This is a genomic window from Streptomyces sp. NPDC029956 (assembly GCF_055574655.1).
In genome coordinates this window covers 43068-66595 of sequence record NZ_JBVHZJ010000023.1, presented here as the reverse complement: position 1 = coordinate 66595, position 23528 = coordinate 43068, and the positions used below count along the sequence as shown (strand labels likewise).

The following is a 23528-nucleotide window of genomic DNA, read 5'->3' as shown; positions in this document are numbered from 1 at the left end:
TTGTCAGTTCATGGTGAAGCCGCCGTTGACGGCGATCACCTGTCCGGTCAGATAGCGGGACTCCTCGCCGAGCAGATGGGAGACGATCCCGGTGAGGTCGTCCGGCTGCTGCGGCCGGGTGACGGCCCGGTGCGCGCGGTAGAGGTCGTGCCGCTCGGCGGGCACGGTCTCGGTCGCCTCGCACTCGGTGAGTCCGGGGGCGACCGCGTTGACGGTGATCCCCTTGTCGCCGAGTTCGCGTGCCATGGCCCGCGTGAGGGCGATGACCGCTCCCTTGGAGGCGATGTAGTGGGCGAGGCGCGGGGAGCCGTAGAGGGCGGCGTCCGAGGCGATGTTGACGATCCGGCCCGGCGTCGCGAAGAGCGGGTGGAGGGCCTTGGAGACCAGCCAGGGGCCGCGGGCGTTGACCGTCATCAGCCGGTCCCACACCTCGATGTCGATGTCCTGGAACTCCTTGCCGCCCACGCCGTTGGCGAGCGCCGCGTTGTTGACCAGGCCGTACAGCGGGCCGATCTCCCGCACGGCGGCCGCGAGGGCGGCCACCGATTCCGGGTCGGCGACGTCGCAGCGTACGAAGCGGGCGTCGATGTCCTCCGCGCGCAGTTCCGCGGCCGCGCGCTCGCCGCGTTCCCGCTCCAGTTCGGCGACGACGACGCGGAAGCCGTCCTCGCCGGCCCGGCGGGCCATGGCCAGTCCCAGGCCACGGCCCGCTCCGGTGACGACGACGGTGCGCGCCTCGGCCGGGGGCAGGTCAGCCACGGGTGACGCCGTGCATCGGCGAGTACTCGGGGTAGGTGGGGACCTGCGGCTTCTGCGTGCCGATGACGACGCAGAAGAGGGCGTCGGTGTCCCCCTCGTTCTTCAGGGAGCGGGTCACGCCGGCCGGGACGACGATCATGTCGCGGTAGCCGAGGGTCCGGTACTCGGTCTCGTCGGGGCCGCGGTGGATGCCGACCTTGACCTCGCCCTCCAGGACGAAGAAGGCCTCTTCGACGTCGTGGTGGGTGTGGGCCGGGCCCTCGGCGCCGGGCGGCAGCAGCATGTTGGAGAAGGTGAAGCCACCGGACGGGATGATGCGGCTGTCGCCCTCGTGGTTGCCGGTGGCGCCGGAGCCGACGTAGCGGATCTGGCCGCGGCGGAACTGCTGGCCGGCCTTCTCCTGGAAGGAGAGGGTGTCGAAGTCGGCGACCCGGGAGGCCTTGGTGGCGATGAGGGAGTCGGTGTACGCGGCGAGGTCGTCGCCGTTGTCGTACGCGGTGGTGGTCAGAGGCATGGGGAGAGCTCCTGTTCGGGGGTGCGTGCGGTGATCTGGAGGTGGGAGAGGACCCAGGCGTTGAAGCGCCCGGGCTGCTCCTGGTTGGCCAGGTGACCGGCGTCCTTGACGATCACGAAGGCGGTCTTGTGGAGGGCTCCGGCGATGGCCTGGCTGCCCTCGATGCCGGTGACCCGGTCCTGGTCGCCGCAGAGGACGAGCGAGGGCGCGGCGATCGTGGGGAGTTCGGCGCGGAGGTCGGCCGAGGCCATGGACTCGGCGGCGTACCCGTAGCCCGGGAGCCGTACCGAGGTCGCCATGGTGTCGACGATCCGCCGGACCAGTGCGGCCGGGGCGCCGGGTGACAGCAGGCGTGGGGCGCGGGCCTCGGCGAAGGCGCGCGGGCCGAGTGCGGCGAGCTCGGTGGCGCGGGCCCGCATGCCCGCGGCCTTCGTCCCGTCCGTACCCGAGCCGGGGCTGGAGTCGGCGACGATCACCGAGGCCACGAGCTCCGGGTGGCGGGCGGCGAGCCGCAGGGCGATCACGCCGCCCCAGGAGACGCCGAGCACATGGGCGCTGCCGCCGCGCTGCCGGATCAGCCGGGCCGCCGTGTCCGCGAAGTCGTCGAGGGTGAGGGGGACTTCGGGGTCGGGCGACCGGGCGTACCCGGGGGCGTCCCAGGCGACGACCCGTGCGTACGAGGAGAGTTCGGCGAGCTGGGGGGCGAAGGCGGCCGACGAGGAGCCGATGCCGTGCAGGCACAGGAGGAGGGGGCCGCGGTCGCCGGCCTCCTCGACGTGGACGTCCGTGGAGACGAGGGCGTGGACGTCGGAGGAGGCGGGGGTGAGGGCGTCCGGGGAGGCGGGGGTGAGGGCGTCCGGGGAGACCGTGCCGAGGGCTTCGGCGCTCACAGGATCTGGCCCGTCCGGCCGGCCAGCGCGGCGAGCCCGCGCAGGACCGCGTACGGCACCACCTGGCTGGTCGCCGGGTTGCCCGGGTCGGGCAGGTGGGCGACCTCGAAGCGGTACGACCCGTGCGCGCCGGACGCCTCGATCACATGGCGCGTGTGGTGCGCCGCGGGGTCGGCGACGACCCGGACCCGCACAGCGTCCAGGTCGCCGACGGCCAGCGCGACCGAGGCGGCCACGTTGGTCGACTTGGGGAACTTCGCCGGGATCTCGCGGGCGGTTCCGGTCATGACCTCGACCGGGCCGGTCGCCGTCCGCATCCGGTCGAGCAACTCCTCGTCCATCCAGGGCTGTTCGAGGGTCGAGGGCAGTTTGGTGGTGGTCAGCCGGACCTCGTCCAGGGGACCGAGCGAGCGGGCGGCCTGGAGCAGGTCGAGTCCGCCGACGGCGCCGCCGGTGAAGTACACCCGGCCCGGTCCCGCCGCGAGCAGCCGCTTCGCGAGCTCCTCGTCGGTCATCGCGCCGCTGGAGGCGACGAGCAGGTCGGTGCCGGAGGCGAGCACCCGCTCGCCCCACTCCCGTACGACTCCCTGGCCCGCGGCCTCCACGATGAGGTCGCAGAGCTCCAGCGCCTCCTCGAAGGGAACCTGGGGGGCGGGCGCCGCGTCGCCGAGCGGACGGTTGTCGACGACGCACACCAGCTCGGCGCCGTCCACCTGCCCGTCGGCGAGCGCGGTGCCGACGATCCGGCCGATCGCGCCCCAGCCGACCACTCCGACCTTGCGTACGGTGCTCATGCGTGGTCCTTCCCGGCGTCGACGGGGGCGAGCGGGCCGGGGTCCGGCGAGCCCGCCATGTGGCGGCGGATCTCCTTCGACGGCGGTCCTGCCGTGCCCCACAGGTCGGAGAGCTCCGGGACCCGTCGCCACACGCGGGCGATCCAGGTGTCCTCGACGATCTGCGCGACCTCGGAGGTGTACTCGCAGACCAGTCCCGAGGGGTCGGTGAAGTAGGAGAAGGTGTTGTTCCCGGGACCGTGGCGGCCGGGTCCCCACTGGGGGGTGATGCCGTGGTGGCGGAGCCGGCCGAGGCCGCGCATGAAGTGGTCGACCGAGCTCATCTCGTACGCCACGTGGTTGAGCGAGGTCCACTCGGCCTGGTTGAAGGCGATGCAGTGGTGGTCGGCGTTGCAGCGCAGGAAGGCCATCTGGTGCTCGGACCAGTCGGAGACGCGCAGTCCGAGCACCTCGCGGTAGAAGGCGACGGCGGCGTCGATGTCGACGGTGTTGAGCACGGCGTGGGTGACCCCGACGGGCACGGCGCCGTCCCGTCCGCGCGGGGCGACCGCCTCGACGTGGGCGCTGATCTCGACGAGGCGTCCCTCGGGGTCGGTGAACCGCAGGCCGTAGCCACCGCCCGCCTGGTCGAGGGGGCCCGGGCCGAAGACGGGGACGATGCCCCGTGCTTCGAGGCGCCGGGCGGCCTCGTCGACCTCGGCGGGGGTGGCGACGGCGAAGGCGAGCCGGCCGAGGCCCACGCGCTCGCCTTCGGTCAGGTGCAGGACGTGGTGCTCGTCGCCGGTGCCGCGCAGCCACCGTGCGCCGCTGTCGGACTCGACGGTCTCGAGCCCCCAGACCTCCTCGTAGAAGTCGGCGGCCTCGGTGAAGGCGGGCGTGTGCAGCTCGACGTACCGCAGGGAGCGGAGCCGGGCGATCGGGCCGGGCGGTGACGGTTGCATGGGTCTCTCCAGTCGGGCGGGCGGGCCCGGACAGTCGGCTCGGGGGGCAGGCCTGGATGGTCGGCCCGGACAGTCGGCTCGGGGGGCCGGGCACGCGGCTCGGGTGGGCGGGTCCGGGCAGACGGCGGCTCGGGGGGCCGGGCCGGTCAGCCGGCCCAGGGAAGGGGGGTGTCCGTGGTGCCCCAGTACAGGGACTTCTGCCGCTGGTAGGCGCGGATCGCGTCCCGGCCCTTCTCCGTGCCGAGGCCGCTGTCCTTCCACCCGCTGAACGGGGTGGCGGCGCTGAACTGCTTGTACGTGTTGATCCAGACGGTGCCCGCCTCGATCCGGCGGGCGATCCACCAGGCGGCGCGCAGGTCGCGGGTCCAGATGCCGCAGGCGAGGCCGTAGACGGAGTCGTTGGCCTGGCGGACGAGGTCGTCCTCGTCGTCGTAGGGGAGGGCGACGAGGACCGGGCCGAAGATCTCCTCCCGGCAGGTGCGGGAGGTGTTCGGCAGGCCGTCGAGGACGGTGGGGAGGTAGTAGGCGCCGTCCTGGTACCGCTCCCCCGCGGGCGCCGACCCGCCGCAGAGCACGCGCGCGCCTTCGGAGCGGGCGAGGTCGACCCAGGCGGCGACCGAGTCGCGGTGGCGGTGGTGCACCAGGGGGCCGACCTGGGTGGAGGGGTCGGTGCCGGGGCCGACGCGCAGTTTGCGGACCCGCTCGACGAGCTCGCCGACGAAGGTGTCGTGGATCTCGCGTGCCACGAAGAGCCGCGAGCCGGCGATGCAGGACTGGCCGCTGGACGAGAAGATCCCGAACAGCACCCCGGCCAGCGCCTGCTCGATGTCGGCGTCGGCGCGCACGATCGTCGGCGACTTGCCGCCGAGCTCCAGCGAGGCGGGGACCAGCTTCTCGCCGGCGATCGCGGCGATGGACCGGCCCGTCCCGGTGCCCCCGGTGAATCCGATCCGGGCGACGAGGGGGTGGCGTACGAGGGCGTCGCCGACGGTCCGGCCGCTGCCGGGCAGTACCGACAGGAGGGCGGTGGGCAGGCCGAACTCGTCGAGTGCCCGGGTGATCAGCCGGCCGAGGGCGAGGGAGACCAGGGGGGTCCAGGCGGCCGGCTTGAGGAGGACGGCGTTGCCGGCGGCGAGCGCGGGGGCGATCTTCTGCGCGTCGCTGGCGACCGGGGAGTTCCAGGGGTTGATCGCCCCGACCACGCCGATCGGTTCGTGGACGCTCATGGTGACGTACGGGCCGCGGGACGGGGTGATCGTGTCCTCGGCCGTCTCCAGGGCGGCGGCCATGTACCGGAAGGTGCCCGCCGCGCTGAGCGCGAGGGCCCGGGTCTCCGTCAGGGTCTTGCCGGTGTCGGCGGTCTGTACGGCGGCGAGCTCGGGGGCGGCCTCCTCGGTCAGCTCGGCGATCCGGTGCAGGAGGCGGGCGCGCTCGTGGGCGAGCAGGTCCCGCCAGGCGGGGTCCGCCACCGCCCGCGCCGCCGCCTCGGCCGCCTCGCCGACCTCGGCGACGGAGGCGGAGTGGACGGTGGCGAGGACGCGTCCGGTCGCCGGATCGACGGTGTCGACGGGCTCGCCCGCACCGCGTCGCCACTGGCCCGCGATCAGGATGTCGGTGGGAAGGAGCGGCACGGGTGGACCTCCGGGCAGGGGCGGAAGGGGAGTTGGCTCCGGGCCTGGACAGAGTCCGGCCCGATCCGGAACCGGAATCGTCGAAGCGCTAGAAATCTAAGCGCTTAACTAATTCTCGACAAGCCCCCGAGTCGAGATCGTTGCCGAATCAGCCTTGAGCACGCCCTTCGCGGCGCCGATGATGGCTACCGGGCCCGCGAGACAGAGATCTCTAGGCGCTTAACCATTGACCGCTTAGATAAGGACCCCTACTGTCTCGGCAACTCCCCTGCCCGCGGAAGGACCCCCTCCATGACGACTGTGGCCGGTAAGCAGGCCCTCGGCTCCGTAGCCGCGCGACTCGAACGACTTCCGCACTCCCGGTGGCACGTCAAGGTCCGGTTCCTGATCGGCGCCGTCACCTTCTTCGAGGCGTTCGACCAGCTCCTGGCCGCGTCCGCGCTGCCCGTCCTGATGAAGGAGTGGCACCTCACCACCGGACAGGCCACCCTCGCGGTGACCGCCGCCTCGATCGGGATGCTGCTCGGCGCCCTGGCGGCCGGCTGGCTCGGCGACCGCATCGGCCGCGTCCGCACCGTCGCCCTGGGAGTCGGGGTCACCGGCCTCGCCAGCCTCGCCGTCGCGTTCTCCGGCAGCATCGAGACGTTCTCGCTCTTCCGCTTCGTCCAGGGCCTCGGCATCGGCGGGGTCGTCCCCGTCGCCGCCACGTACATCAACGAGATCGCCCGCTCCGACAAGCGCGGCCGGTTCGTCCTGCTCTACGAGATGATCTTCCCGGCCGGGCTCGCGGCGGCCACCCTGGTGGCCGTGTGGGTGGTCCCGCACTTCGGCTGGCGCGCGATGTTCGTCATCGGCACGATCCCGGTGCTGCTCGCCGCCGCACTCCCCCGCCAGGTCGCCGAGTCCCCGCGCTGGCTGTTGTCCCGCGGACGCGTCCAGGAGGCGGAGGAGGTCATCGCGCGCATCGAGGCGGAGGTCGCCCGTTCCACCTCCGAGGCACTGCCCGCCCCCGCCGCGGACCTGGCCGACGAGCCGGCCGGCGGCCGGCTGGGCGATCTGTTCCGGGGACGCTACCTCCGGCGGACCGTGGTCGTGTCGGGCCTGTGGTTCGTCGCCTACTACGTCAACCACGGCATCTCCACCTGGCTGCCCTCGCTCTACACGAAGACCTTCGGCCTGGACCTGACCACCGCCCTCGTCTACAGCCTGCTCAGCAACGTGACCGGCCTGCTCGGCACGTTCGTCGTCGCCCTCCTGATCGACCGCGTCGGCCGCAGGCCCGCCCTGGTGGGCGCGCTCGTCGGCACCGTGCTCTCGCTCGGCGTGCTCGCCCTGGCGGGCGCGACCTCGGGTGGCCAGGTGGCGGTCTTCGCCTCCTGTACGACCTTCTTCCTCTACGCGATCAACGCGGGTCTCTACCTGTACTCCCCCGAGCTCTACCCCACGTCCAACCGGGCCAAGGGCGCCGCGTTCGGCGGTGTGTGGAACCGGCTGGGCGTCATCCTCGGCCCGGTGACCGTCGGCGCGATCATCGGCGCGGGCGGCAGCCTGGCCCTCGTCTTCGCGCAGCTCGCCGTGGTGGCTGCCGTGGGTGCCGCGATCGCCTGCTTCGCCGTCGAGACCAAGGGCAGGACGCTGGAGGAGCTCAACGCCTGAACTGGCCCGGCCGGACAGGGAGCGGGCGCCCGCGACGGAGCGGGCGCCCGCCCGTTTTCACCTCAGGACTAAGATTCTCAGTGCTGTGAGAAGTCGGGGGACGACGCAGGACGAGGGGAAGAGCATGGCTGCATCGAGGCCGTCGGACCGTGACGCCGTCGCGCGCGTGATCGAGGACTGGGCGCGGGAGAGGCCGGAGCTGGACACCGGCCCGCTGGAGGTCCTCGCCCGCCTGCACCGCTCCTACCTGCGCTACAACACCCGGCTCACGGCTTCGATCGAACGCCACGGCCTGTCCGTGGCCGGCTTCGACGTGCTGACCGCGCTGCGGCGCGCGGGGCACCCCCACCGGCTGACCGCGGGGCAGCTCGCCGACTCGGGCCTCGTGTCGTCGGCGGGGGTGACGCTGCGGATCGACCGCCTGGAGAAGGACGGCCTCATCGTCCGGGAACGGGACGACGACGACCGCCGGGTCGTCTACTCCCGCCTCACCGACAAGGGCCTCGCGACGGTGGACGTGGTGTTCGCCGAGCACCTCGACAACGAGCGGCGGATGCTCGCGGGCCTGTCGCCCTCCGAGCACCGGCAGCTCGCACGACTGTTGCGCAAGCTGGAGGTGTCGATCGTCGCCTCCGACGAGGAGGCGACCGGCACCACGGCGTAGCGGGCGGGGACGGTCACGACCCTCCGGCCGGGCCGCGCGGGGCCACGGTCGCCAGGAAGTCGTGGATGTCGCGGATCTCCTGGACGGAGACGCCGTGACCCATGTCCGGATAGGTCCGCTCACGCAGCTCGGCTCCGGACCGCTCACGCAGCCAGGCCCCCGTACGCGCGACCAGATCGGCGGGAATCACCGTGTCCGCGGTGTCGCGCCCCCAGAAGACCGGGAGCCCGGCGAGCCGGCCGGCCTCCTCGGGCAGCCCGGCGTCCCAGGGCAGGGTGCCGGACAGCAGCACGGCGGCGGAGAAGCGCCGCGGTGCGGCCAGGACGAGGCCGCCCGCCATGGCCATCCCTCCGGAGAACCCGAGCACGGCGACGGAGGAGTGCCGCGCCTCCACGGTGTCGAGCCAGCCGAAGAGCCGGTCGGTGGTCTCCGCGAGGGAGTCCGGCAGCGGGCGTCCGATGCCGCGGTTGGCAAACCAGGCGTATCCCCCGCCCTCCGGAACGGGCGCCCGGACGGAGGCGACGGTCGTCCCGGACGGGAGGTGCGGCGCGAGCCCGGCGAAGGACCGCTCGTCGGCGCCGCGGCCGTGCAGGGCGACGACCAGCGGGGTACCGGCCCGCTCCTCCTCGCCGGCCGACCAGCTGATGACGGGATGGGACATGCTGCGTTCCTTTCTGTGTCGGTCCAGCGCCGCGTCCGTGCCCGGACCGCTATCCGCGCACCATCAGGACGACGGCGGCCACGACCGCGCCGAGCACCACCGCGAGCACGCCGTGTACGAGGCGGTGCGATCGGAGCACGGGCAGGAACCGGTCGACGGCGTGGCGGCCGGGACCGGTCAGGGCGAGCGCGACGGCGGCCGCGGTCAGGAGCAGTTCGTACTCCACTCCCTGAGGGGCGAAGAAGGAGAACCCGGCGTCCGTCTTCACCGCCAGGGCGTTGACCAGGGTGCCGACGAGGCCGGCGGCCACCAGCGGGGTGAGCAGACCGAGGGCGAGTCCGATTCCGCCCAGGATCTCGGTGAGCCCCGCGATGACGGCCAGCGCCTCCCCGGAGGGGTAGCCGACCGAGGTGAAGAACTGCGCGGTGCCGTCGACACCGCCGCCGCCGAACCAGCCGAACAGCTTCTGGCCGCCGTGGACGGCCATGGTGAGGCCGACGGCCAGGCGCAGGACCAGGAGTCCGATGTCGTACGTGTGGGACGGGGCGGCAGCCGTGCCGGTGCGGTCGATCGCGGGGGAGGTCACGGGGTGGTTCCTTCGTGTCGGGATCAGGTAGTTCAAATTTGAATTGTGCAGTGACTGTACCTACTGATTCGAATGTGAACAACAAAGGTAGGGTGGCCCCATGGACGAACCACGCTGGCTGAGCCAGGTCGAGATGCGCGCCTGGCAGGGCTTTCTCGTGGCGAGCAGTCTGATGTCCCGTCGCGTCGAGCAGCAGCTCAAGAGCGACGAGGGCCTCTCCCATCCCCAGTACGAGGTCCTCGTGCGGCTGTCGGCGACGCCGGACGGCGAACTGCGCATGACGGAGCTCGCCGACGCCGTGCTCACCTCCAAGAGCGGCCTCACCTACCAGATCACCCAGCTGGAGAAGGCCGGTCTGGTGCGGCGGCGCGACTGCCCCACCGACGTACGCGGAACGTTCGCGGTGCTGACGGAGGAGGGGCGCCGGGCGCTCCACGACGCCGCTCCCGGGCATGTCGCCCTGGTCCGCGAGCTCTTCATCGACGCCCTCGAACCCGAGCAGATCGCCCTGCTCGCCGACGCCCTCGAGACCGTGGGGCATCGGCTGCGCGGGGACGCCCCCTCACCGTCCGCACCCCTGGCGAGGTGACGGGACCTCCACGGACGGGGGCGGACACGCCTGCGCCGTCCCCGCCCTGCCGAAGAGCAGCGCGGGAACGGCGGTCGGCGGGAACGGCACCCCGATGCGCGACGGGGGCCTGCGGACGTCCCGGTCAGGCCAGGACGTTGAGGGCCGCGGGGCGGACCCTGAGGGTCACCGGCAGGACCGCGTCGACCTCGCCGTCCGCGCCGTACGGGAGAGGGCGGTCCGCTTCGAGGCGGACCTCCCTGCCGCGCAGGATCTCGACCTCGGGCCGGTTCACGTGCACGCCCGTCTTCAGCTCGTTCATCATGGCGAAGAAGAGCCGCTTGGGTGCCTGCTTGATGATCACGACGTCGAGCAGCCCGTCGTCGATCCGCGCACCCGGTGCGACGTTCCTCCCGAACCCGTAGTAGCCCGAGTTCGCCACGACCACGGTGTACCCGGTGCGCCCGTGCCGCACCCCGTCGACGGTGACGCGGTACGCGGCGGGCTTCCAGGCGAGGACCGCCCGCAGACCGCCCGCGTAGTACGAGGCCGCGCCGCGCAGCACCTTGGAGGCGTTGGCGTGGCGGTTGGCCACCGCGTCGACGCCCGCGTACACACTGCCGAGGACGCAGGTCCGCGCGTGCACGGCGGACTCCACCTCGATCGTGTCGACGGCCCGCGGCTCGCCGTGGAGCAGTATCTCGACGAGCCGTGAGGCGTCCGTGGGGAGGCCCAGGGCGCGGGCGAAGTCGTTTCCGCGCCCCGCCGGGACGAGGCCGAAGACCGTGTCCGTACCGCTGAGCGCACCGCCGACGCAGCCGGCCATGCCGTCACCGCCGACGGCGAGCACGACGTGCCCCTGCGCTCCGGCGTCCTGGGCGAGCTCGCGGGCGTGCTCCAGGCTGCGGCTGTAGACGGTGTCGAGCCTGGCACCCGCCTCCCGCAGCAGACGGGCCAGCGGGAGCAGACCCGCCGTGCCGCTGGAACCCCCTGCGGTGGGATTGACGACGGCGGTGAACTGTCGCATGGATCTGGCCTCCGGGCGGCAGAAGTAGGGATCAGCGGACGGGGATGAGAACTCCGGGGCTGAGCACACCGGAGGGGTCGACCTCGGCCTTGACGGCCTGCAGCATGCGGATGCCGAGGGGACCGATCTCCCGGGCGTACCAGTCGCGGTGGTCGGTGCCGACGCCGTGGTGGTGGCTGATGGTGCCCCCCGCGGCCAGGATCGCGTCGTTGGCCGCCCGCTTCACCGGCTCCCAGTGCGCGACGGCGTCCTCCCCCTGGGCGGAGACGACGGTGAAGTACAGGGAGGCGCCGTTCTCGTAGGTGTGCGAGATGTGGCACATGACGAGCGGCGGCGTGCCGGCCTCGGTGAGGGTGCTCGTCAGCGCGTCCCGGACGGCCGCGTAGAGGCCGGGAATGGCGGACCAGAAGGCCGCGGTCTCCAGCGTCTCGGCGAACGCGCCGGCGTCGAGCAGCGCGTCCCGCAGGTAGGGCGCGTCGTACCGGCCGTGCTCCCACTTGTCGCCGGGCTGCTCACCGATGAGCTCACCGTCGCAGGCGAGGAGGACCTCGCGGGCGACGGCGCGGCGGGCCATCGTCTCCTCCTCGGTGCCCTCGTAGCCGACGATGGCCATGCAGCCCGGGTTCTGCGGGACTTCGGTGCTGCCGATGGCGTCCGGCTGCGCGAGGCCGATGAAGGTCTCCGACTCGTCGGACAGCCGCAGCACCGTGGGCCGCGGGCCGTCCTGGGCGAGCCGGCGCAGTGCCGCCGTGCCGGCCTCGAAGGAGGCGAAGCGCCAGCCCTCGTAGATCCGCTTCGCGGGCAGGGGACGGATGCGCACGGTCACCGCCGTGATCACTCCGAGGGCGCCCTCGGAGCCGAGGATCAGCTGCCGCAGGTCGGGGCCGGCCGCAGAGCGCGGGGCCCGGCCGGTCTCCAGGGTGCCTTCGGGGGTGGCGACCGTCAGACCGAGGACCATCTCGTCGAAGCGGCCGTATCCGGCCGACGCCTGGCCGCTGGAACGGGCTGCGGCGAAGCCGCCGACGGTCGCCCATTCGAAGGACTGCGGGAAGTGTCCGAGGGTCCAGCCCCGCTCGTTGAGCAGCGCCTCGCACTGCGGGCCGCGCAGTCCGGGCTGCAGCGTCGCGGTGCGGGAGACCTCGTCGACGGCGAGCAGCTGGTCGAGTCGCCGCAGGTCGAGCGCGACGAACGGCCGCTTCGTGGTGGGCGCGAGGCCGCCGACGACGGAGGTGCCGCCGCCGAAGGGCACGGCGGCGACGCCGTGTTCGGCGCAGGCGCGCAGCGCGGCGAGGACCTCGTCATGGTCGCCCGGGAGCACGACCGCGGCGGGGATGTCGTCGACCTCGCCGGCGCGGATGCGCAGCAGGTCGGGGGTCGACTTCCCGCGGGTGTGCCGGATGCGGCTCTCGGCGTCCTCCCGCAGGGCGTCGGGCGCGCCGAGGGCGGCGCGCAGCGCGGTGCGGGCCTCGTCGGGCAGCGCCGGGGTCGGCGCTTCGATGTCGGCGAGGGCCGCCGGGCCGCTCTCGCGCGGGGTGACGCCGAGCAGGTCACGCAGGAGGCCGGTGACCGAGTCGGGCAGGGGTGCCGCCTTGGCCGGGTCGCCCCAACCGCTCCACAACATGTCCACTTCGAAAGGGTTCCTAACGGTCTGTTTCACGGGAGGCGCTGCCACTCGGCCGACGCTGGCATTACACTGTGACAGATGACGCCCATTCGTCACAACCATGAAGACGCAGATCCCGTGCTCGACGCCGCACGCGACTGCGTGCTCGCCGTCGGCGTACGGCGGACCACCCTCACCGACATCGCCCGGCGCGCGGGCGTGTCCCGGATGACGATCTACCGGCGCTGGCCCGATGTGCGCAGCCTGGTGGGCGACCTGATGACCCGTGAGTGGATCGCCGTCGCGGCAGGGGCCATGCCGCCCTCCGACGAGGACCGGCCCGAGCGGGAGCGGATCGTCGAGGGGCTCGTCGCGGGAGCCGCCGCGTTCCGGGCCCACCCGCTCTTCCACAAGATCATCGACGTGGACCCCGAGCTGCTGCTGCCCTACATCCTCGACCGCCGGGGCGCCAGCCAGGACGCCCTGCTCGGACTCCTCCACTCGGCACTCGAGGACGGCCACGAGGACGGCTCCGTACGCCGGGTCCGGGCGGACCTGCAGGCCAGGTCCCTGCTGCTCGTCGTCCAGTCCTTCACGCTCTCGCTGCGCACCATGACCGACGACACCGATCCCGAACTGAGCGAAGCCGCCTTCCTCGACGAGCTGCGCACCCTGCTGGAGAGGACCATCGCCCCATGAACCCCACGAGCAGCCCCGCCCTGCCCGGCTCGTCCCTCGACGCCCGGCGGCGCCTGCGCGAACTGGACCGGCTCGCCGACGGCAGTGCCGACAGCGTGGTCGACGTCCTGGTCGTCGGGCTGGGTGCCACCGGCGCCGGAGCCGCGCTCGACGCGGCCACCCGCGGGCTCACCGTCGCCGCGATCGACGCCCACGACCTCGCCTTCGGCACGTCCCGCTGGAGCTCCAAGCTGATCCACGGCGGGCTGCGCTACCTCGCGTCCGGACAACTGGACGTCGCCCACGAGAGCGCGGTCGAGCGCGGCATCCTCATGGAACGCACCGCCCCCCACCTCGTGCGCGCCCAGCCCTTCGTCCTTCCCCTGACCCCGCTCGTCAGCCGCGGCCAGGCCGCCCTCGCCCGCGCCGGATTCCTCGCGGGCGACCTGCTGCGCGTCGGCGCCCGCACCTCGCGGAGCACGCTGCCCCAGCCGCGCACCCTCTCCGCCGTCGAGACCCGCCATCTCGCCCCGGCCCTCCGCCCCACCGGGCTGCGCGGCGGACTGCTCTCCTGGGACGGTCGCCTCTCCGACGACGCCCGCCTGGTGACCGCGATCGCCCGCACGGCGGCCGCGTACGGCGCACGCGTCCTGACCCGCACCCGGGCCCTGGAACTGCACCGCGACGGTGCGCTGGTCCGCGACGAGACCACCGGCCAGGAGCTGCGGATCCGCGCGCGCACGGTCGTCAACGCGGCCGGCGTCTGGGCGGGCGGCCTCGTCGACGACGTACGCCTGCGGCCCTCGCGCGGCACCCATCTCGTCCTGCGCTCCGAGGACCTCGGCCGGCTCTCCGCGGGCCTGCACATCCCCATCCCCGGCGAGTCCAACCGCTTCGTCCTGGTCCTGCCCCAGGGCGACGGACGCGTGTACGTCGGCCTCACCGACGAGCCCGTCGACGGCGACGTCCCCGACGTGCCGGAGGTCCCCGAGACCGACATCGGCTTCCTCCTCGACGTCCTCGGCTCCGCGCTCGACGTCACCGTCCACCGTGCCGACGTGGTCGGGGCCTTCGCGGGGCTGCGGCCGCTGCTCGACACCCGGGACGCGGCGGGCCGCACCGCCGACATCTCGCGCAAGCACGCCGTGCTCACCTCTCCCTCCGGCGTCGTCACCGTCGTCGGCGGCAAGCTGACCACGTACCGCCGCATGGCCCAGGACGCCGTCGACGCCGCCGTCACCGCCGGCGGCCTGACCGCCGGGCCGTGCCGCACCGCCTCCGTCCCCCTCGTCGGCGCCGCCCGGCCGCAGGTCCTCGCCGGGCTCGACGTCCCGGCCAGGCTCGTGTACCGCTACGGCGCGGAGGCACCGGCCGTGCACGCGCTCGGTCTCGAAGACCCGGGCCTCGCCCGGCCCGTCGTCCCCGGCCATCCGGTCACGGGCGCCGAGCTGGTGTGGGCCGTCCGCCACGAAGGCGCCCTCGACACCTCCGACCTCCTGGACCGCCGCACGCGCATCGGCCTGGTCCCGGAGGACCGCGCCGCGGCCGAGGAAGCGGCCCGGGACGCCCTGGCGCAGTCGGCCCACGTGCAGTGACGTGCGCCGACGGCGACGTGGCTGCGGCACGGCGGGGCCCGGAGGAGCCCTCCGGCTCCGAGGGGCTCCGTGATGTCCGATCCGGCGAGCACGGGCAGAATTGACCTGAGTGTCCCGCTCCGTCGGTGAGCAGCGCGTTCGCCGTCCGTCCGGGCCCGGAAAGGGGGCCGTGTGTCCTCGCCTCGACCGGGGGGTCGGCCGGGGGACGAGCAGGCTCCCGGGCCGCTCTGGTCGGAGCCCGGAACGCTGCTCGAACACGTGGCGGTGGCCGTGCTCGGCATCGACCAGGACGGCCGGATCTGCTACTGGGGGCCCGGTGCGCAGCGGCTCTTCGGCCATGGGGCAGCTGACGTGCTGTCCCGGCCGGCCGCCGTCCTCTTTCCCGCCGCTCCCCTCGACGGGGCCGGTGCGGCGGAACGCCTCGCGGAGCGCGGTCGTACGTTGGGGTACTGGCGGGCCCGCGTGCCGACGCTGCACCGGGACGGCAGGGTCTTCGACTGCGGGTTCCGCGTCTTCCCGGTGACCGGCGCCGGGGGCCGCTCCGTGATTCTGGGACTGGCGAGCGAGAGTGCCGGGCTCGACCGGGTGAAGACCAACCTGGCCTTTCTCGACGCGCTCTTCGCGACGTGTCCGATCGGCCTGGTGATGCTCGACGAGAACCTGCGGTACGTCCATCTCAACCAGGCCCTCGCGGACATGGACGGGAGCCCGATCGAGGAACACATCGGCCGGACCATGGCCGACTTCATGATCACGTCCGACGGGGGCGCGTACCAGCGCATGCTCCGGGCCGTCGCCGACGAGGGCCGGACCGTCGTGAGCACGCCGGTGGTGCTGCGTACGCGGGGCCGTCCCGACCGGGAGCAGGTGCGCTCCGTGAGCTTCTTCCCGCTCAGTCGGGCCGTCGGCTCGCGGGCCGGCGTGGGCGGTCTCCTCGTCGACGTCACCGACCGTGAGCAGGCTCTTGTGGAGGCCGCCGCGGGCAGGCGGCGCCTTGCGCTCCTCGACCGGGCGGCGGCCCGCATCGGCACCACGCTGGATGTGAACGTCACGGCCCGCGAGCTGGTCGACACCGTCGTTCCCGAGTTCTGCGACGCCTCCGTGGTGGAGGTCGTGGAGTGGAAGGACGAACGCGAGGTGTTCGATCCGGGGTCGGTGCTGCTCACCCGCAGGATCGCGGCCGGCACCTGCCTGCCGCCGCCCGCCCCCGAACTGGTCGGCGGCCTGGAGAGCGTGACCTATCCGCCCGGCTCGACCATCCACCAGGCCCTCACGACCGGCCGCCCCGTCTGCGTCCCCGTGAACGCCGACTTCGTGACCCGCACCGTCATCCACCAGGCCCGCGCCCGGCTCCTGGTCGACAGCGGTCTGACGTCGCTGCTCATCGCTCCGCTCATCGCACGGGGCACCGTGCAGGGCATCACCATGTTCGGACGCGCCCGGGGCCGTCCGGACTTCACCGAGGACGACCTCAGCCTGGCGGGCGAGCTGGCCTCGCGGGCCGCGCTGTGTCTGGACAACGCGCGGCTCTACAGCCGGGTCCAGGACATCGCGCTCACCCTCCAGCGCGCGCTGCTGCCCACCGCCGTAGCGAGCAGCCCGTCCGTGCGCGTCGCCCACCGCTACCTGCCCGGCAGCCAGGCCACCGAGGTCGGCGGCGACTGGTACGACGTGATCGATCTGCCCGGCGGGCGGGTGGCCCTGGTGGTCGGCGACGTGGTGGGACACGGCGTGCCCGCGGCGGCGGCGATGGGGCGGCTGCGCATCACCACCAAGGCGCTGGCCCGCCAGAACCTGGAACCCGACAGCCTCCTGGAGGAGCTCGACGCCACCGCCCAGGACGCCGGCATCGCGTACGCCACCTGCCTCTACATCCGCTACGACCCGACGACGGGCCTGGCCCGCATCGCGAACGCGGGTCATCTGCCGCCGCTGCTCCGCCGGGCGAACGGCACGGTCAAGTCGGTCGACGAGGTGCTGGGGGTGCCGCTGGGCGTCGGGGGCGTGCCGTTCCGTACGACCGAGATCGAGCTCCACGACGGCGACACGCTCGCCTTGTACACCGACGGTCTCGTCGAGGCGCGCGGAGTCGACATCGACGAGGGAATGGCCACCCTGCGATCCCGACTCGAAGGCGCGACAGGCACGTTGGAGGAGACGGCGGACGGCGTCCTGGCCCGACTGCTGCCCGAGGCGCCCACCGACGACGCCGTGATCGTGCTCGCCCGGATCCGACGCGAAGGCCTCGGGGGCGCACCGGTCTGATCGACACGCCTCCTGGCGCGACCGGTTCCGCTCAGCCGCCGCTGGACGAGCGCACCCGCAGCCGCGGAAGGACGAAGAGCCGGTGCCGGGGAGCGTCCGGCTGCTCGATCCTGCGCACCAGCAACTCCACCGCGGACGCCCCGACTTCGTGCTTCGCCGGCGCGATGGCGCTCAGCGGGATGTCGGCGAGTCCCGCCACCTCGTCGTCGTACGCCACGATCGCGACGTCGCCGGGGACCTGCACGGACCGCGCGCGCAGCCTCCTGAGCAGGGCGAGCGCGTGGTTGTCGGGGTGGGCGACGACCGCGTCGACCCGGCCGGCCGCCACGGCGTCCAGCAGCTCCTCGACGGGGTCGTCGTACTCCGGGGTGCCGGGCCCCGCGTCGCCGGTGTCCAGGACGGACGCCGGCAGCGGGGCTTCGAGCCCGGCGGCGCGTACGCCCGCCTCGAAGCCCTCGATGATCCACTGCGCGGTCGGGCTGGTGCCGCGCACGAGCAGGGCGAGGCGGGTACGACCGGCCTCCGCGAGATGCCGCACGGCCAGGCGTGCCCCGTGGACGTGGTCGGACACGACGTGGTCGATGCCGGCCGTCTCGTCCGACTCGGGGCGGCGCTCCACGATCACGACGGGGACGGGCAGGTGCTCGTACCAGCCGCGCGGCCCGGTCGGGACGACCAGGAGTCCGTCGACGCCGTCGCCGATCATCCTTTCGACCTGGGCGCGCTCCTCGTCCGCGTCGTACCCCGAGATGTCGAGCGCGAGCCGGGCGTTCCGGGCGGCGGCGGCCTCGCGCGCGCCCTTGATCACCTCGGGGTAGTAGTAGTCGGCGGACGGCACGATGAGGCCGATGACGCGCTCACGGCCGCGGGCCGGTACGGCGGGGTCCGCTTCGGCGGGTGCGGTCTCCGCCCAGGTCTCGGGCAGCATGGCCCCGCCGTGCACCCGGGCGACCAGGCCGCGGTCGGCGAGGATCTCGACGTCGCGGCGGATCGTGACCGGGGAGACTCCCAGCTCGGCGGCGAAGTCGCTGACCCGGAGGGAGCCTTCTTCGCGCAGCCTGCGCAGGATCGCCTGATGCCTGTGTTCCGCGTGCACTTCCCCGCTCCCCTCGAACGACGGCCCAGTTCAGGAGCAGTGTAGCCACCTTACGATCGATTCTGTCTGTTCTTTGTCGAATGGACAATCGATGGCGGTTCCTGTCCAAACCGTTGCTCTCTTGCTTTTCTGCGTGTTAGAAACCCCACGCTTACGAGCCAGCGACAGCGCCGAGGCAACGACGCGCTCCTCCCGTAAAGGTCGTCTCCCATGCCATCTCCCTGGCCTCGCCGCACCTTCCTCCACGCCGCGGGCGGGGGCGCGCTCGCCCTCGGACTCACGGGGACCCTCGCGCAGCCCTCCGCCGCCTCCGCAGTCCCCGGGGCCGCCGGGACGTCCGCCTCCACCACCCCCACCTCCGACGCGGAGTTCGACGCGCTGCGCGGGAAGTGGCGCGACCTCGTCCTCGGTACGGGCTTCAGCCCGACGGCGGAACCGTTCCGGACCATCCTCGGCACCCTCGGCACGACCGCGGCCGGCTACCGGGCGACCATGGCCCCGGCGAGCGGTTCGCTCTGGCCCGGCCGCTCCTGGGCCGACCCCGAGCCCGATCTCGACGCCGAGTCGTACGCCTTCTCGGCGACCATGAACGACAGTTACAACCGGCTGCGGACCATGGCAGAGGCGTACTCCCAGCCGGGCACCGGACTGACCGGCGACCCCGGGCTCCGGGACGCCGTCCTCACCGGCCTCGACCACATGTACTCCGAGGTCTACAACGAGCGCACGACGCGGTACGGCAACTGGTACAACTGGCAGATCGGCGCCCCGCAGGCGCTGATGGACACCTGCGTGCTGATGTACGACCACCTGTCGCCGACCCGGATCGCCGACTACTGCAGGGCCGTCGACGCGTTCGTGCCGGATGCGGTCTTCGCCTCGTACACCGGGACGAGCACCGGCGCCAACCGGGTCGACCTGTGCCGTGGCGTCGTCCTGCGCGGCATCGTCGGCAAGGACCCGGCCAAGATCGCACTGGCGTCCCGGGCACTGGCCCCGGTCTTCCCCTACGTCACCTCGGGCGACGGCTTCTACGACGACGGATCCTTCGTCCAGCACCGCAACGTCCCGTACATCGGCGGCTACGGCGCGGTGCTGCACGACGGCGTGGGCCGGCTGCTCGCCCTGCTGCGCGGATCGAGCTGGGAGGTGACGGGCCCGGACACCCAGCTCTTCCTCGACACGATCGAGAAGGCCGTCGCGCCGTTCATCTACAACGGTCTGATCATGGACAACGTCAGCAGCCGGGGCATCAGCCGCATCGGCACCAATGAGCACCAGCGCGCCCACGGCCTCATGGCGACCATCCTGCTGGTCGGCCAGGGGGCGAGCCCCGAGGAGAACGCCCGCTGGCGGGCGATGGTCAAGGGCTGGCTCCAGCGCGACTACTACTACCCGGCGCTCAAGAACCCCGGCCTCAGCCTGATCCGGGCATCGCTGCTGCAGGCGCTGCAGGACGACACCTCCGTGAAGGCAGCCCCCGAACCCGTCGAGCACCGGCTGTTCCCCAGCATGGCCCGGGCCACCCACCGGCGCCGCGACTGGGCGGCCTCCTTCTCCATGGCCTCGAACCGCATCGCCCACTACGAGTTCGGCAACGGCGAGCACGCCCGCGGCTACCACACCGGCGCCGGGTGGCTCTCCTGGTGGGGCGGCGACTTCGGTCTGGAGCAGTACTCGGACGCGTACTGGCCCACCGTCGACCCGTACCGACTGCCCGGCATCACCGCCTCGCGCAAGCCGCTAGCCGACGGCGAGGGCGGCAACTGGGGCCAGCCCATGCCGGACGCGGCCTGGGTCGGCGGCACGACCGACGGCGAGTACGCCGCCATCGGCCAGCACCTCAAGGGACTGTCCAGCACCCTGGACGCCAAGAAGTCCTGGTTCTGCCTCGACGACTCCATCGTCTGCCTCGGCGCCGGCATCACCGCCACGGACAACCACGCCGTCGAGACGACGTTCGACAACCGCGCCCTCGGCGCCACGGGCGCCCCGGTGCTCACGGTCGACGGCCGTCCGCAGCCGGTGACCCAGGGCTGGACGGCGACCTTCGACGACGCCGAGTGGGCCCACATCGCCGGGCAGGCGGGCTATGTCTTCCCCGGCGGCACGAAGCTCGGCGCGGTTCGCGAGGAGCGCACCGGCTCCTGGCGGGACATCAACACCGGCGGCTCCCCCGACCCGGTCACCCGCCGCTACCTGACCCTGTTCACCGACCACGGCGTCGATCCGGCCGCCGGCGACTACGCGTATGTCCTGCTGCCCGGAGCGAGCGCCAAGGCCACCGCCCACCGCGCACACGACCGGGGCCGACTGCGGATCCTCGCCAACTCCGGCGCCCAGCAGGGCATTCGCGTGCCGAAGCTGCACCTCACCGCGGTGAACTTCTGGAGCGCGGGCAGCGTCGAGCGGCTCCGGGCGAGCGCCCCCGCCTCCGTCCTCGTACGGGAGCACCGCAACGGCACGGCGACCCTCGTCGTCTCGGACCCCGCGCGACAGGCCACCTCGCTGGACATCGTCTGGGACCGCAGGGTGACCAAGGTGCTCTCCCGGCCCGCCACGGTCACCGCCGCCACGACGGGCTCCTCACTGCACCTCTCCTTCGGCGACCTCACCGGCCGGGCCGGAGCGCCCCAGAAGGTCACCGTCCGCCTCGGCTGAGCCCGACCGGAGACGCGCGCCCGGGGCGTGAACACCCCCAACACCACCCGGGCGCGCGCCTCTTGCCGACTCCGCTATCCCCTCCGGAGGAATTCATGCCTCACAGCGCCCCCCGCGTCTCCCCCTCGGCCACCCCTCACTCCCCCGCCGACCGCCCGGCCCCGCGCCGCCGGCGCCGGTGGCTCTCGGCCGTCGCGGCGCTCGCCGCGGCACTCCCGCCGGTCCTGGCGACCCCCGCGCACGCCTCGGTCGAGTGGAACGGCGACGCGGACAACGGCGGCACCGCCGTGTTCGACGCGGTCCTCTGCGACTCGCCGTCGTACGTCTACCAGCCGGACTGGGGCGACGGCCGCGGGAAGGTCTTCGGCTTCACCAAGGCGGTGGGCTCCGAGCGGTGCGAGGGGCACGGCATCGCCGGCCGCACCCTGACGTCCGGCCGGACGTACTGGTTCGGCTGGGAGTCCATGACGAAGACCGGGAACGCCCAGACCGTCTTCCAGTGGAAGTCGTGGGGCACCGGCGCCGAACACGACCAGAACTACCCGGTGATCATGAAGGTCGAGGACAGCCGGCTGAAGATCTGGTACGTCGCCCCGGGCGAGCAGTGGATGGCCCTCGGCGACGTCGCCTGGACTCCGGGCACATGGAACAAGATCGAGCTGGGCATCGACGCCCGAACCTCCACGACCGGTTCCGTACTCCTCTATGTGAACGGCCAGTCGGTCGCGGACCGCCGGAACGCGCGGACCTGGGACCTCAAGGGAAACGTCCCCCGCTGGGGCTCGTACGGCTCCACCATCACGGACGTCGAATCGGTCCACTGGGTCGACGGCCTGAGGATGGGCACGACACGGGCCGACGTCGGCTGAAACGTGCGAAGGGGGGCGCGTGGTCTCAACAGGGGTCAGGACGGAGGCACTTCGGCGCGAACAGGCTAAAGAACAAGCCAAGCACGACTCGCCCGGCACCTCCGCTTCGGCTCGGATCCGGAGGTGCCGGAAGCCCGGAGTGATCGCGTCGTCACAGGTCACCCGGCGTGTCCCCGTCGCCAAGGCGCTCGGGGGCCGTCACTCTTCAGTGACTCAACCTTCAAAGGTTCAGCACAAATTGCATACATCCCCTCTCCAGGCGGGCCCCGATGCTCTAGATTGACCATGCTTCACAGCTCGGACACCAGGCGACAAATCATGATCTTTCGATCCAGCGTCGGGGACGGCCGTCAACGCCGTCCCCGGTCGCCTGCATGAGCGTGTTCACGTAACGCCGCAACACCGTTACGTGATGCGCGGGATGGGCGGGGGCCCCTCCCTGACGAGAGGAACAGCGCGGCGCGGGGGGCGGGGGCCTCCCGAGGGGAGGAGCGGCGCGGGGGGCGGGGGCCTCCCGGGGGGAGGAACCGTGTGGAGCCAACACGTCGAGCCCACTGACGCCCTGGGGGGGTCTGTGCAGCAGGGTGAGTTAGTCAGTCCTTTTCCATCGGCGCGCGGGCGTCTGGAGAACGGGCCGTTCAGTCGGACCACGATCGACTGGGAGCAGCGCTACCGCCGGGCCGTGATCATCACGGACACCGTGGCCACCGCCTTCGTGGTGGCGGCGATCGGCGGTTTCTTCGGGGCCCGCGACGCGGCCAACTGGCACGAGAAGTGGAGGATCCTCGCCTTCGCCACCGAGCTGCTCGTGCTCGCGGCGCTCGCGGTGAGCCGGTCCTGGTCTCCGGCCGTACTCGGCCAGGGCGCCGAGGAGTTCCGCCGGCTCGGACGCTCCCTGGGCACGGCGGCCGTCGTGCTGGCGCTGGTCGGGATCGCCCTGACCTCGCGCAACATCAAACTCTGGATCTTCGTCGCGATACCGGTGATCGCGCTCGTCACCATGACCGAGCGCTATCTGCTCCGCCTCTGGCTGCACAAACAGAGGAAGGAAGGACGGTGTCTGCGTCCGGTGCTGGCTGCCGGGAGCGCGGCCACGGTACGCGACCTGATCACCCGGACCCGCAAGTTCCCGCACCTCGGCTGGCGCGTGGAGGCGGTGTGCACGGCGGACAGTCCCGGGCTCGACACCGACCAGGTCGACGGGGTGCCGGTCGTCGGTGAACTGGCCGACGTCGCGGGCCATGTACGCCGCGACGGCTACCGCGTCGTCGCGGTCACCCCCGATCCGCACTGGTCGCCGGACCGGCTGCAGCGGCTGGCCTGGAACCTCGAGGGCAGCGACGCCGAGATGGTCGTGGCCCCCGTGCTCATGGAGGTGGCCGGCCCACGGCTGCACGTCGACGCGGTGCTCGGCATCCCGCTGCTGCGGGTCAGCATGCCGACCTTCACCGGCGGCCGTCGGGCGGTCAAGGAGGTCGTCGACCGGATGGGCGCGGCGATCCTGCTGATGCTGTTCGCGCCGCTGATGACGGTGGTCGCGCTGCTCGTGCTGGTCGACAGCCGGGGCGGAGCGGTCTACCGCCAGCGCAGGGTCGGCAAGGACGGCCGCGAGTTCACCATTCTCAAGTTCCGCACCATGGTCGTCGGGGCCGACGCTGCACGCGCCGAGCTCGCCCACCGCAACGAGGGCGCCGGCCTGCTGTTCAAGCTCCGCCGCGACCCGCGGGTGACCCGGGTGGGAACGGTGCTGCGCCGGTACTCGCTCGACGAACTGCCGCAGCTCTTCAACGTGCTCACGGGCTCCATGTCGCTGGTCGGCCCGCGGCCGCCGCTGCCCGAGGAGTCCGCCGCCTACGGCCCGGACATCCGGCGGCGTCTCCTCGTGAAGCCCGGGCTCACCGGCCTGTGGCAGATCAGCGGGCGCAGCGACCTGTCGTGGGAGGAGGCGGTACGGCTCGACCTGCGGTACGTGGAGGACTGGTCGCTCGCCCTGGACACGGTGATCTTGTGGAAGACGCTGCGAGCGGTGATCCATGGAAAGGGGGCCTACTGATGCGCGGGGGACGTCGT

The 23528-nt window shown here is 72.7% G+C and carries 20 protein-coding genes; 9 read left to right on the top strand and 11 right to left on the bottom strand.

What is annotated here, in order from left to right:
- Nucleotides 1-3 precede the first annotated feature (3 nt).
- The 6 genes from ACZ4XX_RS19985 to ACZ4XX_RS19960 all read right to left on the bottom strand — a co-directional run bounded on the left by ACZ4XX_RS19985 (nucleotide 4) and on the right by ACZ4XX_RS19960 (nucleotide 5529).
- Nucleotides 4-759, bottom strand: coding sequence for an SDR family oxidoreductase (locus tag ACZ4XX_RS19985; RefSeq protein WP_468509181.1), 756 nt, complete (start codon nucleotides 757-759; stop codon nucleotides 4-6).
- The gene (locus ACZ4XX_RS19980; RefSeq protein ID WP_468509180.1) at nucleotides 752-1273 is read right to left on the bottom strand and encodes a cupin domain-containing protein; all 522 of its coding nucleotides are present in this window, start codon (nucleotides 1271-1273) and stop codon (nucleotides 752-754) included. The genes ACZ4XX_RS19985 and ACZ4XX_RS19980 overlap by 8 nt, the downstream gene beginning before the upstream one ends.
- The gene (locus tag ACZ4XX_RS19975) at nucleotides 1264-2016 is read right to left on the bottom strand and encodes an alpha/beta fold hydrolase (RefSeq protein WP_468509226.1); all 753 of its coding nucleotides are present in this window, start codon (nucleotides 2014-2016) and stop codon (nucleotides 1264-1266) included. The genes ACZ4XX_RS19980 and ACZ4XX_RS19975 overlap by 10 nt, the downstream gene beginning before the upstream one ends.
- A 143-nt stretch (nucleotides 2017-2159) precedes the next feature.
- Nucleotides 2160-2957 (bottom strand): aspartate dehydrogenase domain-containing protein, encoded by a 798-nt coding sequence (locus ACZ4XX_RS19970; RefSeq protein WP_468509179.1) that lies wholly within the window; start codon nucleotides 2955-2957, stop codon nucleotides 2160-2162.
- Nucleotides 2954-3898, bottom strand: a complete 945-nt coding sequence (locus ACZ4XX_RS19965; RefSeq protein ID WP_468509178.1) for a VOC family protein — start codon at nucleotides 3896-3898, stop codon at nucleotides 2954-2956. The genes ACZ4XX_RS19970 and ACZ4XX_RS19965 overlap by 4 nt, the downstream gene beginning before the upstream one ends.
- A gap of 146 nt (nucleotides 3899-4044) precedes the next feature.
- Nucleotides 4045-5529 (bottom strand): aldehyde dehydrogenase family protein, encoded by a 1485-nt coding sequence (locus ACZ4XX_RS19960; protein ID WP_468509177.1) that lies wholly within the window; start codon nucleotides 5527-5529, stop codon nucleotides 4045-4047.
- A 291-nt stretch (nucleotides 5530-5820) separates the two neighbouring features.
- Between ACZ4XX_RS19960 and ACZ4XX_RS19955 the strand changes: the two genes are divergently transcribed.
- Both ACZ4XX_RS19955 and ACZ4XX_RS19950 read left to right on the top strand, forming a co-directional pair.
- Nucleotides 5821-7185 carry an MFS transporter gene (locus tag ACZ4XX_RS19955; RefSeq protein ID WP_468509176.1) on the top strand — a complete coding sequence of 455 codons (1365 nt, stop codon included), beginning with the start codon at nucleotides 5821-5823 and terminating at the stop codon, nucleotides 7183-7185.
- Nucleotides 7186-7309: 124 nt separating this feature from the next.
- A complete protein-coding gene (locus ACZ4XX_RS19950) occupies nucleotides 7310-7849 on the top strand; it encodes a MarR family winged helix-turn-helix transcriptional regulator (RefSeq protein ID WP_468509175.1) in 540 nt (179 codons plus the stop codon).
- A 13-nt stretch (nucleotides 7850-7862) separates the two neighbouring features.
- Here ACZ4XX_RS19950 and ACZ4XX_RS19945 read toward each other — a convergent pair whose 3' ends face one another.
- A complete protein-coding gene (locus ACZ4XX_RS19945) occupies nucleotides 7863-8510 on the bottom strand; it encodes an alpha/beta hydrolase (protein ID WP_468509174.1) in 648 nt (215 codons plus the stop codon).
- Between the two features lie 49 nt (nucleotides 8511-8559).
- On the bottom strand, nucleotides 8560-9096 hold the full coding sequence (locus tag ACZ4XX_RS19940) for a DoxX family protein (RefSeq protein ID WP_468509173.1): 537 nt from the start codon (nucleotides 9094-9096) through the stop codon (nucleotides 8560-8562).
- Nucleotides 9097-9196: 100 nt separating this feature from the next.
- Here ACZ4XX_RS19940 and ACZ4XX_RS19935 point away from each other — a divergent pair, with 100 nt between their 5' ends.
- On the top strand, nucleotides 9197-9685 hold the full coding sequence (locus ACZ4XX_RS19935; protein ID WP_468509172.1) for a MarR family winged helix-turn-helix transcriptional regulator: 489 nt from the start codon (nucleotides 9197-9199) through the stop codon (nucleotides 9683-9685).
- Between the two features lie 124 nt (nucleotides 9686-9809).
- On the opposite strand, the gene ACZ4XX_RS19930 is transcribed toward ACZ4XX_RS19935, so the two are convergent.
- Together ACZ4XX_RS19930 and ACZ4XX_RS19925 are read right to left on the bottom strand one after the other, a co-directional pair.
- Complete coding sequence (locus ACZ4XX_RS19930; RefSeq protein WP_468509171.1) at nucleotides 9810-10691, bottom strand: diacylglycerol/lipid kinase family protein; 882 nt, start codon at nucleotides 10689-10691, stop codon at nucleotides 9810-9812.
- Between the two features lie 31 nt (nucleotides 10692-10722).
- A complete protein-coding gene (locus tag ACZ4XX_RS19925) occupies nucleotides 10723-12318 on the bottom strand; it encodes an FAD-binding oxidoreductase (protein WP_468509170.1) in 1596 nt (531 codons plus the stop codon).
- Between the two features lie 75 nt (nucleotides 12319-12393).
- Here ACZ4XX_RS19925 and ACZ4XX_RS19920 point away from each other — a divergent pair, with 75 nt between their 5' ends.
- The 3 genes from ACZ4XX_RS19920 to ACZ4XX_RS19910 all read left to right on the top strand — a co-directional run bounded on the left by ACZ4XX_RS19920 (nucleotide 12394) and on the right by ACZ4XX_RS19910 (nucleotide 16832).
- On the top strand, nucleotides 12394-12993 hold the full coding sequence (locus tag ACZ4XX_RS19920; RefSeq protein ID WP_468509169.1) for a TetR/AcrR family transcriptional regulator: 600 nt from the start codon (nucleotides 12394-12396) through the stop codon (nucleotides 12991-12993).
- A complete protein-coding gene (locus ACZ4XX_RS19915; protein ID WP_468509168.1) occupies nucleotides 12990-14567 on the top strand; it encodes a glycerol-3-phosphate dehydrogenase/oxidase in 1578 nt (525 codons plus the stop codon). The genes ACZ4XX_RS19920 and ACZ4XX_RS19915 overlap by 4 nt, the downstream gene beginning before the upstream one ends.
- Nucleotides 14568-14738: 171 nt before the next feature.
- Nucleotides 14739-16832, top strand: a complete 2094-nt coding sequence (locus ACZ4XX_RS19910; protein ID WP_468509167.1) for a SpoIIE family protein phosphatase — start codon at nucleotides 14739-14741, stop codon at nucleotides 16830-16832.
- Nucleotides 16833-16863: 31 nt separating this feature from the next.
- On the opposite strand, the gene ACZ4XX_RS19905 is transcribed toward ACZ4XX_RS19910, so the two are convergent.
- On the bottom strand, nucleotides 16864-17928 hold the full coding sequence (locus ACZ4XX_RS19905; protein ID WP_468509166.1) for a LacI family DNA-binding transcriptional regulator: 1065 nt from the start codon (nucleotides 17926-17928) through the stop codon (nucleotides 16864-16866).
- 210 nt (nucleotides 17929-18138) lie between these two features.
- Here ACZ4XX_RS19905 and ACZ4XX_RS19900 point away from each other — a divergent pair, with 210 nt between their 5' ends.
- The 3 genes from ACZ4XX_RS19900 (at nucleotide 18139) to ACZ4XX_RS19890 (ending at nucleotide 23511) form a co-directional block, all read left to right on the top strand.
- Complete coding sequence (locus tag ACZ4XX_RS19900) at nucleotides 18139-20589, top strand: polysaccharide lyase 8 family protein (RefSeq protein WP_468509165.1); 2451 nt, start codon at nucleotides 18139-18141, stop codon at nucleotides 20587-20589.
- 95 nt (nucleotides 20590-20684) lie between these two features.
- Nucleotides 20685-21458, top strand: coding sequence for a heparin lyase I family protein (locus ACZ4XX_RS19895; protein WP_468509164.1), 774 nt, complete (start codon nucleotides 20685-20687; stop codon nucleotides 21456-21458).
- Between the two features lie 574 nt (nucleotides 21459-22032).
- Entirely contained in the window at nucleotides 22033-23511 is a 1479-nt protein-coding gene (locus tag ACZ4XX_RS19890) for a sugar transferase (protein ID WP_468509163.1), read from the top strand.
- Nucleotides 23512-23528: the final 17 nt, after the last annotated feature.

What these genes read in the sequence shown, in the direction of transcription:
- ACZ4XX_RS19935 (WP_468509172.1), top strand. Translation starts at nt 9,197, where the DNA reads ATGGACGAACCACGCTGGCTGAGCCAGGTCGAGATGCGCGCCTGGCAG.
- ACZ4XX_RS19900 (WP_468509165.1), top strand. Translation starts at nt 18,139, where the DNA reads ATGCCATCTCCCTGGCCTCGCCGCACCTTCCTCCACGCCGCGGGCGGG.
- ACZ4XX_RS19930 (WP_468509171.1), bottom strand. Translation starts at nt 10,691, where the DNA reads ATGCGACAGTTCACCGCCGTCGTCAATCCCACCGCAGGGGGTTCCAGC.
- ACZ4XX_RS19955 (WP_468509176.1), top strand. Translation starts at nt 5,821, where the DNA reads ATGACGACTGTGGCCGGTAAGCAGGCCCTCGGCTCCGTAGCCGCGCGA.
- ACZ4XX_RS19915 (WP_468509168.1), top strand. Translation starts at nt 12,990, where the DNA reads ATGAACCCCACGAGCAGCCCCGCCCTGCCCGGCTCGTCCCTCGACGCC.
- ACZ4XX_RS19965 (WP_468509178.1), bottom strand. Translation starts at nt 3,898, where the DNA reads ATGCAACCGTCACCGCCCGGCCCGATCGCCCGGCTCCGCTCCCTGCGG.
- ACZ4XX_RS19970 (WP_468509179.1), bottom strand. Translation starts at nt 2,957, where the DNA reads ATGAGCACCGTACGCAAGGTCGGAGTGGTCGGCTGGGGCGCGATCGGC.
- ACZ4XX_RS19945 (WP_468509174.1), bottom strand. Translation starts at nt 8,510, where the DNA reads ATGTCCCATCCCGTCATCAGCTGGTCGGCCGGCGAGGAGGAGCGGGCC.
- ACZ4XX_RS19980 (WP_468509180.1), bottom strand. Translation starts at nt 1,273, where the DNA reads ATGCCTCTGACCACCACCGCGTACGACAACGGCGACGACCTCGCCGCG.
- ACZ4XX_RS19920 (WP_468509169.1), top strand. Translation starts at nt 12,394, where the DNA reads ATGACGCCCATTCGTCACAACCATGAAGACGCAGATCCCGTGCTCGAC.
- ACZ4XX_RS19895 (WP_468509164.1), top strand. Translation starts at nt 20,685, where the DNA reads ATGCCTCACAGCGCCCCCCGCGTCTCCCCCTCGGCCACCCCTCACTCC.
- ACZ4XX_RS19950 (WP_468509175.1), top strand. Translation starts at nt 7,310, where the DNA reads ATGGCTGCATCGAGGCCGTCGGACCGTGACGCCGTCGCGCGCGTGATC.